This window comes from Corynebacterium sp. HMSC064H12 (assembly GCF_001809925.1).
Classification (GTDB): Bacteria; Actinomycetota; Actinomycetes; order Mycobacteriales; family Mycobacteriaceae; genus Corynebacterium; species Corynebacterium jeikeium_D.
In genome coordinates, this window is record NZ_KV799346.1 from 11,798 (window position 1) to 26,386 (window position 14,589).

At 60.2% G+C, this 14,589-nt stretch carries 11 protein-coding genes; 8 read left to right on the top strand and 3 right to left on the bottom strand.

Annotated elements, in window-relative coordinates:
* Window positions 1-59: 59 nt before the first annotated feature.
* Together HMPREF2681_RS06990 and HMPREF2681_RS06995 are read right to left on the bottom strand one after the other, a co-directional pair.
* Entirely contained in the window at window positions 60-929 is an 870-nt protein-coding gene (locus HMPREF2681_RS06990; RefSeq protein ID WP_016422909.1) for a DoxX family protein, read from the bottom strand.
* 166 nt (window positions 930-1,095) lie between these two features.
* Entirely contained in the window at window positions 1,096-1,803 is a 708-nt protein-coding gene (locus tag HMPREF2681_RS06995) for an MBL fold metallo-hydrolase (RefSeq protein ID WP_070437629.1), read from the bottom strand.
* Between the two features lie 139 nt (window positions 1,804-1,942).
* Between HMPREF2681_RS06995 and uvrA the strand changes: the two genes are divergently transcribed.
* Window positions 1,943-4,795: an excinuclease ABC subunit UvrA gene (gene uvrA, locus HMPREF2681_RS07000; protein WP_070546570.1), complete on the top strand. Its 2,853-nt coding sequence runs from the start codon at window positions 1,943-1,945 to the stop codon at window positions 4,793-4,795.
* A gap of 1 nt (window position 4,796) precedes the next feature.
* Here the strand turns inward: uvrA and HMPREF2681_RS07005 are convergent, their stop codons facing one another.
* Window positions 4,797-7,175 carry a DUF2339 domain-containing protein gene (locus HMPREF2681_RS07005; protein ID WP_070546572.1) on the bottom strand — a complete coding sequence of 793 codons (2,379 nt, stop codon included), beginning with the start codon at window positions 7,173-7,175 and terminating at the stop codon, window positions 4,797-4,799.
* Between the two features lie 411 nt (window positions 7,176-7,586).
* On the opposite strand from HMPREF2681_RS07005, the gene infC reads away from it, so the two are divergent.
* The 7 genes from infC to HMPREF2681_RS07040 all read left to right on the top strand — a co-directional run bounded on the left by infC (window position 7,587) and on the right by HMPREF2681_RS07040 (window position 14,423).
* Window positions 7,587-8,138, top strand: coding sequence for a translation initiation factor IF-3 (gene infC, locus HMPREF2681_RS07010; protein WP_005511730.1), 552 nt, complete (start codon window positions 7,587-7,589; stop codon window positions 8,136-8,138).
* Window positions 8,139-8,214: 76 nt separating this feature from the next.
* The gene (rpmI, locus tag HMPREF2681_RS07015) at window positions 8,215-8,409 is read left to right on the top strand and encodes a 50S ribosomal protein L35 (RefSeq protein ID WP_005511726.1); all 195 of its coding nucleotides are present in this window, start codon (window positions 8,215-8,217) and stop codon (window positions 8,407-8,409) included.
* 77 nt (window positions 8,410-8,486) lie between these two features.
* Window positions 8,487-8,870: a 50S ribosomal protein L20 gene (rplT, locus tag HMPREF2681_RS07020; RefSeq protein ID WP_016422904.1), complete on the top strand. Its 384-nt coding sequence runs from the start codon at window positions 8,487-8,489 to the stop codon at window positions 8,868-8,870.
* Window positions 8,871-9,054: 184 nt separating this feature from the next.
* Window positions 9,055-9,885 (top strand): TrmH family RNA methyltransferase, encoded by an 831-nt coding sequence (locus HMPREF2681_RS07025; protein ID WP_070546574.1) that lies wholly within the window; start codon window positions 9,055-9,057, stop codon window positions 9,883-9,885.
* 98 nt (window positions 9,886-9,983) lie between these two features.
* Window positions 9,984-11,033 carry a phenylalanine--tRNA ligase subunit alpha gene (pheS, locus tag HMPREF2681_RS07030; protein WP_070429629.1) on the top strand — a complete coding sequence of 350 codons (1,050 nt, stop codon included), beginning with the start codon at window positions 9,984-9,986 and terminating at the stop codon, window positions 11,031-11,033.
* Between the two features lie 33 nt (window positions 11,034-11,066).
* The gene (gene pheT / locus HMPREF2681_RS07035) at window positions 11,067-13,559 is read left to right on the top strand and encodes a phenylalanine--tRNA ligase subunit beta (protein ID WP_070546576.1); all 2,493 of its coding nucleotides are present in this window, start codon (window positions 11,067-11,069) and stop codon (window positions 13,557-13,559) included.
* A 27-nt stretch (window positions 13,560-13,586) separates the two neighbouring features.
* Complete coding sequence (locus HMPREF2681_RS07040) at window positions 13,587-14,423, top strand: trypsin-like serine protease (protein ID WP_070546578.1); 837 nt, start codon at window positions 13,587-13,589, stop codon at window positions 14,421-14,423.
* Window positions 14,424-14,589: the final 166 nt, after the last annotated feature.

Genomic DNA, 14,589 nt, shown 5'->3' on the forward strand with positions numbered 1-14,589 from the left:
CCGCACGCGTAGTGGCGTGGGGAGCGTTTAAGTATACCGCTTTAACTGCGGCAGCAAACTTACTGCAGGCGCTTCTGCGCCTTCTTTGCGGACTTCTTGGCCTCCTTGGAAGCCTTGGCTGCGCGCTTGCGCAGTTCCTTGCGCTGCTTGCGAGTGTCCTTCTTGAGATCCTTGCCCAGGTCCTCGGCATAGTCGCGCGCGTCCTCAGCGAGCTCGGTGGCCTTGGCAATCCAGTCGTCCTTGTTGTCCTCGACGTAGCTCTTAGCGGTGTCGAAGGCGTCGGTGAGCTGCTCGCGCCAGCCGTCCTTGTTGTCCTCGACGTATTCACGAGCGCCATCGGTGGCCTCAGAAGCGCGGTCGCGGAGCAGACCGGCCTTTTCGCGGACGTTCTCGCCGGCGGAAGCGAAGGCTGCGCTGATTTCCTCAGTGCGCTGCTCGGTTTCAGACTTGGTCGGCAGGGCAGCCTGAACCTTCTTGTTCAGCTGCTTGCCAGCCTTCTCAGCGCGCCAAGCGACACCCGGCTTGCCGTCGGTGTCAGCAGTAGCCAGGAAGAGGCCGCCCAGCAAACCGATGTCGGTCAGGAAACCAGTGCGGCGAGCTGCCTTCTCCTTCGAATCCTGGGTCTCCCAGAATGCGTGGCGAGCCAGCATCGTCGGAACTTGTGCAGCGACCAGAGCGGTGGCGGACAGGCGTGGGGCCTTACCCAGAGCGTAGAGGGAACCCGCAGCAACCTTGGTGCCAGCGACGACCTGGACAACCAGCTTCTCGCTATTTGGCACGTACTTGTTGTACTGGTTCGGGGTTACGGAGCGGACGCGGGCAATTAGGTCGCGTGCGCCCTCTTCATGATCCTTTTGGTTCATCAGCGTGTCGACACCGTCGGCAACGAAAACCGAGGCCAGCATTGGTCGGGCAAACTTGCGAATCATCTAAATTCCATCTCCTTTGTCGTCCAGGTGAAACCGTATTTTTGGCCATCTGGTCGCTGTAATTCACTATTAATCCTACGCAGCCCGGCCTATTTATGTCGCGGGAATGACAAGTTTTTCAGAAGCTGCGGCACCATCCAGCACTACCGACCACGCTCATCCAGCGCTACCAACCACGCTGGCGCCAGTTCTCGACCTCGGGGCTCTCGACACCAACTGTGGTGTCTTTGCCGTGGCCGGGGTGAATCACCGAGTCGGCGGGGTAGACGCGGAAGACACGGCTCTCGACATCGTCGATAAGCTGCGTGAAATCCTCGGGCGAGTACGTTTTGCCGACACCGCCTGGGAAGATGCTGTCACCGACGAAGAGGTGGTGTGACGGGGTGTCGTCGGAAAGCGCGCCGGCTTCCTTGGCGGACAGGTCGAGGCAGAGGCCGCCCTTGGTGTGTCCGCGAAGGATGAACGTGGGCAGCGTGATGTCCTCGCCGAACGTGATGGTCTCGCCGCCGTCGAGCTGCTGGTCGGCGGGCTCGGGAATGTCGGCAGCGTCGAGGCTGGACGTGATGTGGCGGGCCGGGAATGACTGCAGGAGCTCGCCGAGCGCCTGAACGTGATCGCCGTGGGAGTGCGTGGTGACAATCGTGCGGACCTGCGCGCCGACGTGCTCAACCAGGCGGATTAGATGGTCGGCGTCGGTGGCGGCGTCGATAAGTAGGGAATTGTCGGGCTCGCGGGAGTCGACCAAAAGGTAGACGTTGTTGTCCATCGATCCGACGGAGGTCTTATAAATAGTGACATTGCCGTAGTCAATGCGCTCAACGCCGCGCGTTCTCGGCGAGTTGGAGTAAGGGCTGATTGTAATGTCGTCGTTCATGCGCCCCAGGGTAATGAGGTGTCTGTCGGCGCGCTAGGAGCGCAACGTAACCACGAGTCTCTGAACACATGTGCGAAAAATTGGTTATGGACTGTAGACTAGTCGGCAGTGAATCGTCGACGAATTGAGGTTTCCCACTGTGGCTGAACGTCTAGTGGTCAGAGGCGCCCGCGAGCATAACCTGCAGGGTGTTGACATCGATTTGCCCAGAGACAAGATGGTGGTTTTCACAGGTCTGTCGGGGTCGGGTAAATCGTCACTGGCATTTGACACAATTTTCGCCGAGGGCCAGCGCCGTTACGTGGAGTCGCTGAGCTCCTATGCGCGCATGTTCCTGGGGCAGATGGAAAAGCCCGATGTAGAGATGATTGAGGGGCTCTCGCCGGCGGTGTCGATCGACCAGAAGTCGACGAACCGCAACCCGCGCTCGACCGTCGGAACCATCACTGAAGTGTATGACTACCTGCGTCTTCTCTACGCGCGCACCGGTACTCCGCACTGTCCGACCTGTGGGGAAGTAATCTCCTCACAGACTCCACAGCAGATCGTCGATCAGGTCATGGAAATGCCGGAGGGCACCAAATTCCAGGTCCTCGCACCCGTCGTGCGCACGCGCAAGGGTGAATTCGTCGACCTGTTTGAACGCCTCGCATCCGAGGGCTACGCGCGTGTCATCGTCGATGGTGAAATGCACCGTCTAACGGATCCGCCGAAGCTGAAGAAGCAGGTCAAGCATGACATTGACGTGGTCATTGACCGTCTCCAGGTGAAGGAGTCGCAGCAGCGCAGGCTCACCGATTCCGTCGAAACGGCGCTTCTGCTTGCCGACGGCGTCGTGGTCATCGACGCCGTCGGGCTAGAGGCGGACGACCCGCGTCGAACCCAGCGGTTCTCGGAGAAGATGGCCTGCCCGAATGGGCACCGTATTGCTATCGATGAGTTGGAGCCACGGTCGTTTTCCTTTAACTCGCCGTATGGTGCGTGCCCGGAGTGTGACGGTATCGGTACCAAGCTGGAGGTGGACACGGACCTGGTGATTCCAGATCCGTCGCTGCCGACGATTGAGGCGATTGCGCCGTGGCGGCAGACGCTGAACAAGAAGTACTTTGAAAAGCTGGTTGAAGGCCTCGCCACCGAGATGAGCTTCGACCCGACCACGCCTTTCGAAGACCTCACAGCGCCGCAGCGCAAGGCCCTGCTGCATGGTTCCAGCCACAAGGTCACGGTGCGTTACCGCAATCGCTACGGCCGTACTCGCCAGTACACCGCACCTTTCGAAGGCGTGATGCCGTACCTGCACCGCAAGCTGTCACAGGCGGAGAGCGACTCTCAGAAGGAGCGTTTCCAGGGGTACATGCGTGAGGTGCCGTGCCCGGCATGTAGCGGTACTCGTTTGCGTCCGGAGATTCTTTCGGTGACGTTGGATTCGGCGGAGTTCGGGCAGAAGAATATTGCCGAGCTGACAGAGCTATCGGTTCACGATGGCTCGGCATTCCTGAATTCGCTGACTCTGGGCAAGCGCGAGGAAATGATTGCCGGGCGTGTTCTGCGTGAGGTGCAGGCTCGTCTGAAATTCCTGCTTGACGTTGGCCTGGATTATCTGTCCCTGTCTCGTTCGGCAGGCACGCTGTCCGGTGGTGAAGCGCAGCGAATTCGTCTGGCCACACAGATTGGTTCGGGGCTCGCTGGCGTGCTCTACGTCTTGGATGAGCCCTCGATTGGTCTTCACCAGCGTGATAACAACCGTCTAATCAAGACTCTGAAGAACCTGCGCGACCTGGGCAATACGCTGATTGTGGTCGAGCATGATGAGGAGACGATTCGCGAGGCCGATTGGCTGGTCGACATTGGGCCAAAGGCCGGTGAATACGGTGGACAAATCGTCTACCAGGGTGAACCGTCTGGCATCGTTGACTGCGAGGAATCACTGACAGGTGCGTATCTCTCGGGTCGTCGGGTATTGGCGGTGCCGGAGAACCGTCGTGCGATTGATAAGTCGCGCATGGTGACGGTCAAGGGCGCTCGCGAAAACAACCTGAAGAAGATTGACGTGAAGTTCCCCCTCGGCGTGTTGACCTGCGTTACGGGTGTTTCCGGGTCCGGCAAGTCCACCTTGGTCAACGAAATCCTGGCCAAGGTGATGAGCAACGAGCTCAACGGTGCTCGTCAGGTGCCGGGTCGACACAGCCGCGTGGAGGGGTTGGATCAGCTGGACAAGCTGGTGCAAGTTGATCAGTCGCCGATTGGTCGCACCCCGCGTTCCAACCCAGCGACGTACACCGGTGTGTTCGACAAGATCCGCAACCTCTTCGCCGAGACGCAAGAGGCCAAGGTTCGTGGCTATAAGCCCGGTCGATTCAGCTTCAACGTCAAGGGCGGCCGCTGTGAGGCGTGTAAGGGCGACGGCACCATCAAGATTGAGATGAACTTCCTGCCGGACGTCTATGTGCCTTGCGAGGTTTGCCACGGCGCGCGCTACAACCGCGAAACGCTGGAGGTTCGTTACAAGGGCAAGACCATCGCTGAGGTTCTGGACATGCCCATCTCCGAGGCAGCGGAGTTCTTCGAGCCGATTCAGTCGATTGCGCGTTATCTCAATACGCTTGTCGACGTCGGCCTGGGCTATGTCCGTCTCGGGCAGGCGGCAACCACGCTCTCGGGTGGTGAGGCTCAGCGCGTGAAGTTGGCCAGTGAGCTGCAGAAGCGCTCCAATGGCCGGACGGTCTACATCTTGGATGAGCCGACCACGGGGCTGCATTTTGAGGACATCCGCAAGCTCATGTTGGTGTTGCAGGGCCTGGTGGACAAGGGCAACACCGTCATTGTCATTGAGCACAATTTGGATGTCATCAAGTCTGCGGATTGGATCATCGACATGGGGCCGGAAGGCGGCTCCGGCGGTGGCACCGTGGTTGTAGAGGGCACGCCGGAGGATGTCGCGAACTGTTCCGGCTCCCACACCGGGCAGTACCTGAAGCCGCTGCTTAAGTAGCTTAGGTAGTCGGCTCGTTTCCGTCGGAAATTCCAGGACCGTCGGTGCGGGTGATGCCTTCCATTCTGTCAGCAGCGGGGTCGGCATCTGCTGCGCCGCTCGCACCGGCAGCGTCGGCAGCAGCGCCGGCAGCGTCAGTATCGCTGGCGGTGCCGTCACGGTCCGCTGCCGCTGGTCCCTCGGCATTCTTCTGCTTCGCCCCGGAGACCGCCATGGCCAGCAGGATCAGACCACAGCCGAGGAACGCCAAGGCGCGGATAACGCCATCGAGCGTTGCCATGTCGTAGAAGATCAGCTTGACGATAGACAGCGCCGCAATGGTCAAACCCGCTGCCAGTCGCGCCGGAATGTGGTGGAACCTCTTCGATAGCACCAGCATGCCGGCAATCGTGGCCCAGAAGATACTCAGCAACATGTGTGCGGCGTTGAAGCTCACGCCAATAGTTGTAAGCAGCACGATAAATGGCATACCCAGTGCAGCCAGGCCAATCAGTGCAAAAGCTGGCGGTAGCTGCGACCTCGCTGCCGTCACGGCCAGGCCGACATCGGCGCACAGCAGGAACAACAGCGAAAGCGTTTCTGCCCACGTTGCCGAGTAATCAGCTGCGGCACCGGCATTCAACGCTGCGGGCAGGATGTAGAGGTGTACTACCGTTGCGCCGAGCAGCCAGGTCAGTGCCGCAATCTTTGTATATGGTGCCACGGCATCCTGGGTTGGTTCAGGAGCCTGTAGTCGTGCGCCAATCGCGCCGTGCTTCGGTGCTGTGGCCAGCGCCCAGACAAAGAGCGCGGCACCGATGGAGATTGGGATGAGACCCCAAGTGTGGGTTCCAGTATCGGCTCCTGAGCTCCTTTCCGGGCCTGCCACCGCGAGCGCTAGCCAGGGCAGAATTGCCGTGGCCAAGGCCATTGGGGCGAGATAGCGGAAGATGGCACGGTTCCAAAGGAATACTGCAGCAATTGCGATGAACAGCACGAATCCGCCGTAGAACAGCAGCCAGAGGCTGGAGGCGGACTGTGTGGCGTTGACCATTGGGACTGCAGCTACAACCGGAGTCGAGAAGGCAACTACTGACGTGATGGTGACCAGATCGTCTTCCCAGGTGCTGGTTTCCGAAGGCTCGTCGTCAAGCTCGGGAGTGAGTTGGCGAGCCATCGCCAGCGGGCCGAACTGGGCAAACACGAAAAGGGCAATGGTGAGTGCGGCGATTGCGGGCATCACCAGTGCATTGTTGGTCGTGATTACGCCGATGAGAACGTTTGCGCCGAGCAGGAATGCGACTACGTACTTCCGGAAGGGGACGTTCAGGAGGCAGACGATAGCGGCGATGACCATCAGTTGAAGGGTGATTTGCGCGAGCGAGGAGCTCAGCGGGCGGGCGTGGAAGTCGAGGCCGATCGTCGCCCACAGCATTAATCCGGTGTTGATTGTGATGGCCCACGCGGCGGTTGCACTCGACTTTGTCCACCGCGCGCCGTATAGGCCGACGGCGGCGAAAGGCAGCATGATGACCAGCGTCGCCGCCACCGGAATCCAGTCGAGGAGGTAGGACATCGACATCGTTGTCAGGTGCGCAGCGGCTAGCGACGTCGCAATCAATGCCGTTACGCCAGCAAGTGGTGCTTGACGACGGTGCGCTCGCACAGCCGCGACCGCGAGCACGGTGGCCAACAAGTAAGCCAGAACCACACGACCGGCCGGTCCAATCAGACCGGATTGGATTGCAACCGCGACGAAGAACGCGATACCGGCAGCGGTAATGAGACCACCGAAGATGGCAATAATCTTGATGATCGCCTTCTCGTTGCGCCACCAGGGTTCGCGGGGCTCGCGAGGTTCACGCGGTGCCTCCGGCAGCTTCGGCGGCGGGGCCGAGCCGGTTGGGGAAGACTGTGGCGAGGGGGAAGACTGCGGCAAGGGAGAAGACTGCGGCGACTTCGAATCCCGCCGCCACTGGTGGGCAGAGGGGAAGCCGAACATCGGCTGCGCAGTTGCGCCGCTCTGTGGCAGGGGAGCTGGTTGATTCCGCCAGTCCGCTTGTGCTGGCGGCGGTTGCGGATTGTGTTGAGGTGTCCCTTGAGGTGCAGCATGGGGCGGCGCTTGAGGTGCTGGCGCAGATTCCGCTCCCGTAGTGTGAGGCGCGTGCGGTACGGCCGGGGCCTGCTCGCTTGCCTGCGAGAGGCGTACCTGCCAAGTATGAGTCAGCTGAGCCAGACGAAGCGAGCTAGCTTCGAGATCTGCCAGAGCATGGGAAAGCTCTGAGACGGAGTCGCCGGTCAGGACAAAATCGCCGGTCGGAGGCTTGTCGTATCGGGCGGAATGCTGATTAGGATCGGTGTTCTCGGCTTTAGGGCCAAAGCCGTTGGAGCCAGTATTCATGGTGACGACTTTAATCGTGTTTGGCCTAAAAACTATGGAGAGAATCTACCAATCTGATTACAATTCGGATTGCACTTTTAAGTGCTCGGTAGGGTGCCGGGGAGCTGGTAGTGAATAACCTGGCGCAAAAGCCGGTTTTGGTATGCGAGAACAGCTGTGTTAACATCTCGTCTACGACCGCCAGAATGCGATGCTTGCTGCCTTCGGGGAGCATTTAGTTGCATTCGGCAGCGAAGAGGATTTAAGTCCCACCCTAGGTGCGCCAAAGAACTACGGTAGCGCCGGGGTCCACCCTAATCGGTGATGTCACATCGCACGATTGGAAGGCGTCCTTATACAGTGTGTAGTAATCCGCTGTAGACGCGTGGCTTTTCTTCCTTTCCCGCTTGCTATCGCGGTTTGAAACGAAGATTGTTCAGGTTCAACCTAGGAGGCCACATCAGCGCTGAAGCTCGTATTAACGAGGATATTCGAGTACCGGAAGTCCGCCTTGTAGGACCGAATGGTGAGCAGGTGGGCGTTGTCCGCACCGGTGACGCACTCAAGCTCGCTTACGAAGCAGACCTTGATCTGGTTGAGGTTGCTCCGCGAGCAAAGCCGCCGGTCGCCAAGATTATGGACTACGGCAAGTTCAAGTACGAACAAGCCCAGAAGGCACGCGAGGCTCGAAAGAACCAGCAGCAGACTGTGGTCAAGGAGCAGAAGTTCCGTCCGAAGATTGATGACCACGACTACGAAACCAAGAAGAACAACGTTGTTCGTTTCTTGGAGAAGGGTTCGAAGGTCAAGGTCACGATTATGTTCCGTGGCCGTGAACAGTCTCGTCCAGAACTGGGATTCCGCCTGTTGGAGCGTCTGGCCGCCGATGTCGAAGAGTACGGCACCGTCGAGTCTCGCCCGAAGCAGGACGGTCGCAACATGACTATGGTCCTGGGGCCGGTTCGGAATAAGGGTAAGAAGTAACCGACCTGACCAGAAATGGTTGTAAACGAGATTTTTGCGCCACGAGCGTCAAAGATCGGTAGGGGAGAGTTTTAACATGAAGCAGAAGACCCACAAGGGCACCGCAAAGCGCATCAAGGTTACCGGTTCCGGCAAACTGCGCCGCGAGCAGGCTAACCGCCGCCACCTCCTGGAGGGCAAGCCGTCCACTCGTACCCGTCGCCTGAAGGGCACCACGGACGTTGCTAAGTCGGACGTCAAGCGCGTCAAGCGTCTGCTGGGCAAGGCTTAATTTTTCAAGTCTCGTCCCAGGGCAATCGCCCTCTTAATTTCACTAGTTCTTAAAGACAACGAAAAGGAAGTATCACCGTGGCACGTGTGAAGCGGTCTGTTAACGCTAAGAAGAAGCGTCGCGAAGTTCTCGATTCCGCAAAGGGCTACCGTGGTCAGCGCTCCCGCCTGTACCGCAAGGCCAAGGAGCAGATGCTCCACTCCAAGACCTACGAGTTCCGCGATCGCCGCCACCGTAAGGGTCAGTTCCGTCGTCTGTGGATTCAGCGTATCAACGCTGCTGCCCGCGCTAACGACATCACCTACAACCGCTTCGTCCAGGGCCTGAACCTGGCTGGCGTTGAGGTTGACCGTAAGAACCTGGCTGAGATGGCTGTCAACGACCCGCAGGCATTCGCTGCTCTGGTCAAGGTCGCTAAGGACGCTCTGCCGGAGGACGTCAACGCTCCTGCTGCTAAGTAAAGCAGCTACGAGGTAACTCGTACGTAGCGTCGGCAAGCGTCTGCTTACTGGCAGTGCGCCTGCCAACATCTTTGAAAAACCACCGTCGATTGGGTTAACGAATAACCTCGGCGGTGGTTTTTCGTATCCGCACTGGCTTGCTGGCGGTTATGAATCCCGAGCCGCATCACTAGGATTAATCACTATGAACTCTGCGCTGTACTTCAACGACGAGCCGTTTACTCCTCGCACTCCGCGAGTCTCGGCGGCTATTCAGCTCCACCGTGCGGCCAAGCGGAAGAAGACCGGTCGCTTCCTCATCGAAGGCTTCAATTCCGTCGATGCAGCTATCCGCGCAGAGGCTGTCGTGGAAATCTTCGTCACCGCTGCCGCCGCCGAGCAGTTCCGCGAGCTGCTCACGGGGTATCTCGAATCGGGGACGCAGCGCAAGTCTGTTTCGCTTATCGACGACTCCGCCGCCCGCTCTTTGAGCGAAACTGTCACCACCACCGGACTCTTCGCCGTCTGCGACACCAATGCGGTGTCCACTTCGTTGGAAGAGGCGATTGAGGTTGGAAAGCAGTCCGGCTGTTTGGTGATTCCGGTGGAGTGCAATGACCCGGGTAATGTCGGCACGATTGTGCGTATGACTGATGCTCTCGGCGCTGGCGCGGTTATCCTTGCTGGCGATTCGGTTGACCCGTTGAATTCTAAGGCCGTGCGTTCCTCGGCAGGTTCTGTTTTTCATACCCCTGTCGCACGCGAGCGCGATATTGACGTCGTTATGGAGAAAGTTAGGGAAGCGGGCTTTACCACCCTCGCCACGGCGATGGATGGCGCTCTCACGCTCGGCGTTGATGCGCTTCCCGACGGTCCCGTCGCCTGGCTTTTCGGCAACGAAGCACATGGCCTGTCGGAGGAGATTACGGCCTCGGCGGGGGCAAGTGTGTCCATCCCTATTAAGGGCGAGGCGGAGTCGTTGAACCTCGCCACCGCAGCGGCCATGTGCCTGTGGGAGACGGTCCGGGGTAAGTAGGAAACCTCGATGGTGAGGTGCGTGCACGTGTGCAGTTATCCTCGACTATGATTGTTCCATCACAAGAACTGATAGTCCTATATAGAAGTGGTTGACACGTGAGCGATTCGCCAAATCCTATCGATCTTTCCGAGGACGCCCTCCAGGCGGCTGCGCAGAAGGCCACGGATGCCTTTGATGCTGCCGGCAATCTGGATGAGCTTTCTGCCGCCCGCCGTGAGCACTTGGGGGATGAAGGGTACATTCCACAGGCTCGCCGCGCGCTGGGCTCCATTCCGAAGGCTGAGCGCAAGGATGCTGGTCGTCGCGTAAATGTTGTTCGCGGAGCCGTCGAAAAGCACTATGCTGAGCGACTTGCGGTGCTGGAGGAAGAGGAAAACGCGCGTCGTCTGGTTGCGGAGCGTATCGACGTGTCGGTGGACACCACGCGGGGTCAGCGTGGCGGTATGCACCCAATTACCATTCTGTCCGAGCAGATCGGTGACATCTTTGTGGGCATGGGCTGGGAAGTTGCCGAGGGGCCAGAGGTCGAAGCCGAGTACTTCAACTTTGACGCGCTGAATTTCCTGCCGGATCACCCGGCTCGTACTCTGCAGGATACTTTCCACATTGCGCCGGAAGGATCCAAGCAAGTGCTACGTACGCACACCTCGCCGGTCCAGGTTCGCACTCTGCAGTCACGTGACCTGCCGATTTACGTTATCTGCCCGGGCCGTACCTTCCGCACCGATGAGCTCGACGCCACCCACACCCCGGTCTTCCACCAGGTGGAGGGACTCGCTGTGGACAAGGGGCTGACCATGGGGCACCTGCGCGGCACGCTGGACCACATGGCCAAGGCGCTGTTCGGTCCGGAGACCAAGACCCGCATGCGCACCAACTACTTCCCGTTCACTGAGCCGTCCGCTGAGGTTGACGTCTGGTTCCCGAATAAGAAGGGCGGCGCAGGCTGGATCGAGTGGGGTGGCTGCGGCATGGTCAACCCGAACGTGCTGCGGGCCTCTGGCATTGACCCGGAGGTGTACTCGGGCTTCGCGTTCGGCATGGGTCTGGAGCGCACCCTGCAGTTCCGCAATGGCCTGACCGACATGCGCGACATGGTCGAAGGCGACGTCCGCTTCACGCAGCCGTTCGGTATCCGCGGCTAATTCACTGACCTACAGATTAGGAGTTTTACTTACATGTTCATTCCACAGTCGTGGGTCACTGAAATCGTTCGCGGCCCAGAGAACACCATCAACCTAGACTGGTCCGTCACTCCGGACGAGCTGGATGAGGGCTTCGTCCGCGTTGGTTTTGAAACCGAGGGGCACGAGCCGCTGGAGAAGGTCGAGGGGCCGCTGGTTTTCGGTCGCGTCGACCACATTGAGGAGCTCGAGGGCTTTAAGAAGCCAATTCGCTTCTGTCAGGTCAATGTCGGTGATGCCAATGGCACCGGCGAGCTGCAGGAGATCATCTGTGGTGCCCGCAACTTCGAAGAGGGCTCCATTGTTATCGTCGCACTGCCGGGCTGCGTGCTGCCGGGTGGGTTCGAGATTTCCGCACGGAAGACTTACGGCAAGGTTTCCAACGGGATGCTGTGCTCCGAAGCTGAGCTGGGCATGACCGATTCCTCCGCCGGTATTCTCACGCTGCCGTCGGCCCCAGCTGAGCTGGGTTCGTGCGCCAAGGAGTTCATCGGTCTCGATGACGAGAAGTTCGAGGTCAACATCACTCCGGACCGCGGTTACGCGCTATCGGCCCGCGGTTTGGGCCGCGAGATCTGCTCCGCCTTCAACCTCGACTTCGCCGATCCGGCCAAAGTCAAGGAGCTGCCGGTCGAAGGTGAGGTCCTGAACGTCACCATCGACGAGGACACCGACACCCGCCGCTTTGGTTTGCGCCGTGTCACCGGCATCGACCCGAACGCCGAGACCCCGTGGTGGATGCGCCGCCGCCTGCTGCTGGCTGGTCAGCGTCCGGTCAACGTGGCCACGGACGTCACCAACTACGTGATGCTGCTGCTCGGTCAACCGATGCACGCTTTCGATGGTTCCAAGATCGCTGGTGGCCTGCACATCCGCAACGCTAAGGCCGGCGAGACTCTGACCACTCTCGACCACGTGGACCGCAAGCTCGACCCGGCGGACGTTGTCATCTGCGATGACAATGGTATTCAGTCGCTGGCCGGCATCATGGGTGGTCTTACCTCCGAGATCGCCGACGACACCACCGATGTGGTCTTCGAGGCCGCCAACTGGTCGCCGCTGCATGTCTTCCGCAGTGGTCGCCGCCACAAGCTGAGCTCCGAGGCTTCACGACGTTTCGAGCGCGGCGTGGACACCGCTCTGGTCGAGCCGGCTCTGGATCTGGCCTGCCAGCTGCTCGCTGACATCGCCGGCGGCACTATCGACACTGGTCGCACCCTGCTCGGTGAGGTTGCCACCATGCCGACTATTGACTTTGCCGTCAACCGCGCCAGCGAAGTTGCGGGCGTTGATTACCCGCGTGAGACCGTCATTGGACGCCTGCGCGAGGTCGGTTGCGAGGTCGTCGACAACGGTGACCGCCTGGCTGTCACTCCGCCGACCTGGCGCTCCGACCTGACCATGTCCGCTGACCTGGTTGAGGAAATCCTGCGTCTGGAAGGTCTGGAAGACATTCCGGTTATCCTCCCAATCGCCCCGGCCGGTCGCGGTCTGACTGAGCGTCAGCTGCGCCGCCGCTTCGTCGGTCACGCGCTGGCCCACAATGGCTACCTGGAGATTCTGCCGACACCGTTCATTGCCAACGATGTCTTCGACGTCTGGGGCCTGGACGCTGATGACCCGCGTCGTAACACCGTCAAGGTCATCAACCCGTTGGAGTCCGACCATGCTCAGCTGGGCACGACTCTGCTGCCGTCCATGCTTGAATCGCTGAAGCGCAATGTTGCTCGCGGCCAGGTCGACCTGTCGCTCTACGGTGTGGAGCAGGTATCCATCGAGCGCGGTAACGGTGTCTCGCCGATGCCGTCTACCGCGGGTCTGCCGAGCGAGGCCGAGCGCGCCGAGCTGCTGGAGTCGCTGCCGGAGCAGCCGCTGCACGTCGCCACTGTCGCCTGCGGTCGTATCCGCCTGGATAGCCCGTGGGGTGACGAGGCCGCGTACACCGTCGCGGACGCCATCGAAGCCGCGCGCATTGTTGCCCGCGCTGCCAACGTCGAGCTGGAGATCCGCAACGCTGAGGTGCTGCCGTGGCACCCGGGCCGCTGCGCTGAGCTGCTTGTCGACGGCGAGGTCGTCGGCCACGCCGGTGAGCTGCACCCGAAGGTATGCAAGGACGCTGGTCTGCCGGAGCGTACCTGCGCTATGGAGATCAATCTCGATGCGTTGCCAGTGACTGAGCACCTGCCGGCGCCGGTACTCAGCCCGTTCCCGGCTGTCCACCAGGACGTCGCGCTTGTTGTCAGCGATGAGGTCTCCGCCGCAGAGGTGGAGAAGACTCTGGTGGAGGGTGCTGGTGAGCTCCTCGAATCCATTCGTATCTTCGATGTTTACCGTTCCGAGCAGATGGGCGAAGGCGTTCGCTCACTGGCGTACTCCCTGCGTTTCCGCGCGCCGGACCGTACGCTGAAGGAAGAGGAAGCTTCCGCAGCTCGCGAGGCGGCCATTGAGCTGGCCACTACCCGTCACGGCGCTCAGCGGCGCGGCTAAAAGGGGAGACCCCGGGGAGAGATACCCATGATTGGCAACTTGCGGCACCGCGACAACAGGCTGGATAGCGCAGAGGCGCGAGAGCAGCGCGTTGGGGCGTGCGCGGTGAGCAGCGCGAAGCCTGCGACGACTGTGGCGGCAGCTGCTGTCACGGCAGGTCTGTTGCTCACCGGCGTGCCGAGTGCGGCTGCGCTGGTTGGCGGGGAGGCTGCTGCGCCGAGTGTGGCGGCGGACTCCGTGGTGTCAATCATGGTCCAGACCAGTCCCCATACCGGAAACTTTTGCACGGGAACTGCAATCGCCCCGCAGTGGGTAATGACCGCAGCCCACTGCGTGCGTGATGTCCCGCAGCAGGTTGGGGAAGTCGAGGTCGGATTCGGCTCGGATGCCCGGCGTGTACCGATTGATCGCTGGGAGATTGCGCCCAGCGGTGACGTAGTGCTTATTCACCTTGCGGGCGATGCAGCTCTTCGGGAGTATCCCGCAATGGAACGTCGTCAAGCGTTTTCGGAGCAAGAAACGGCAGGCACGGTCTATGGGCGATCGCTGCTCGGCGATGTTGCGGATGGCGCGCTGCCGATGGCGACCGTCACCGCGTCGATGTGCCCGGTGAAGTATCAGCAGTGCGTGCGGGAAGACTCAGTGTTGGCGCACATGGAGCGACCCGCGGCGTTGCAGGTGGGCGATTCGGGCGGACCACTCTTTATCGACGGCCAGCTGGCCGCGGTGTTCTCGGGTGCGGTGGCTTTTGATGGCAGCGTCGCACCGGAGGAGTCGGGTTACTATCTCTACACCACGACGTCATCGGTGGCGCAGTGGGCAGATGGTGTGATGAGCCAGGAGTCAAGCGTCGTAGTTGAATAGTCCGGCGTTGAGTAATCCGGCGCGCTGATTGAATGGCCGGCTCGGCGAACCAGATGTATGTACCGACGACGGCGTTATATTCATAATTCACTCACGTCACATCGATAGAATTCCAGCACTTTGGCAACGAATTCTATGAATATCTTGCAACGCAGTGAATAAAAGT

Bases quoted from the DNA above. Each gene is read 5' to 3' on its own strand.
- HMPREF2681_RS07040 (WP_070546578.1), top strand. From the start codon at position 13,587: ATGATTGGCAACTTGCGGCACCGCGACAACAGGCTGGATAGCGCAGAG.
- HMPREF2681_RS07005 (WP_070546572.1), bottom strand. From the start codon at position 7,175: ATGAATACTGGCTCCAACGGCTTTGGCCCTAAAGCCGAGAACACCGAT.
- HMPREF2681_RS06990 (WP_016422909.1), bottom strand. From the start codon at position 929: ATGATTCGCAAGTTTGCCCGACCAATGCTGGCCTCGGTTTTCGTTGCC.
- rpmI (WP_005511726.1), top strand. From the start codon at position 8,215: ATGAAGCAGAAGACCCACAAGGGCACCGCAAAGCGCATCAAGGTTACC.
- HMPREF2681_RS07025 (WP_070546574.1), top strand. From the start codon at position 9,055: ATGAACTCTGCGCTGTACTTCAACGACGAGCCGTTTACTCCTCGCACT.
- pheT (WP_070546576.1), top strand. From the start codon at position 11,067: ATGTTCATTCCACAGTCGTGGGTCACTGAAATCGTTCGCGGCCCAGAG.
- HMPREF2681_RS06995 (WP_070437629.1), bottom strand. From the start codon at position 1,803: ATGAACGACGACATTACAATCAGCCCTTACTCCAACTCGCCGAGAACG.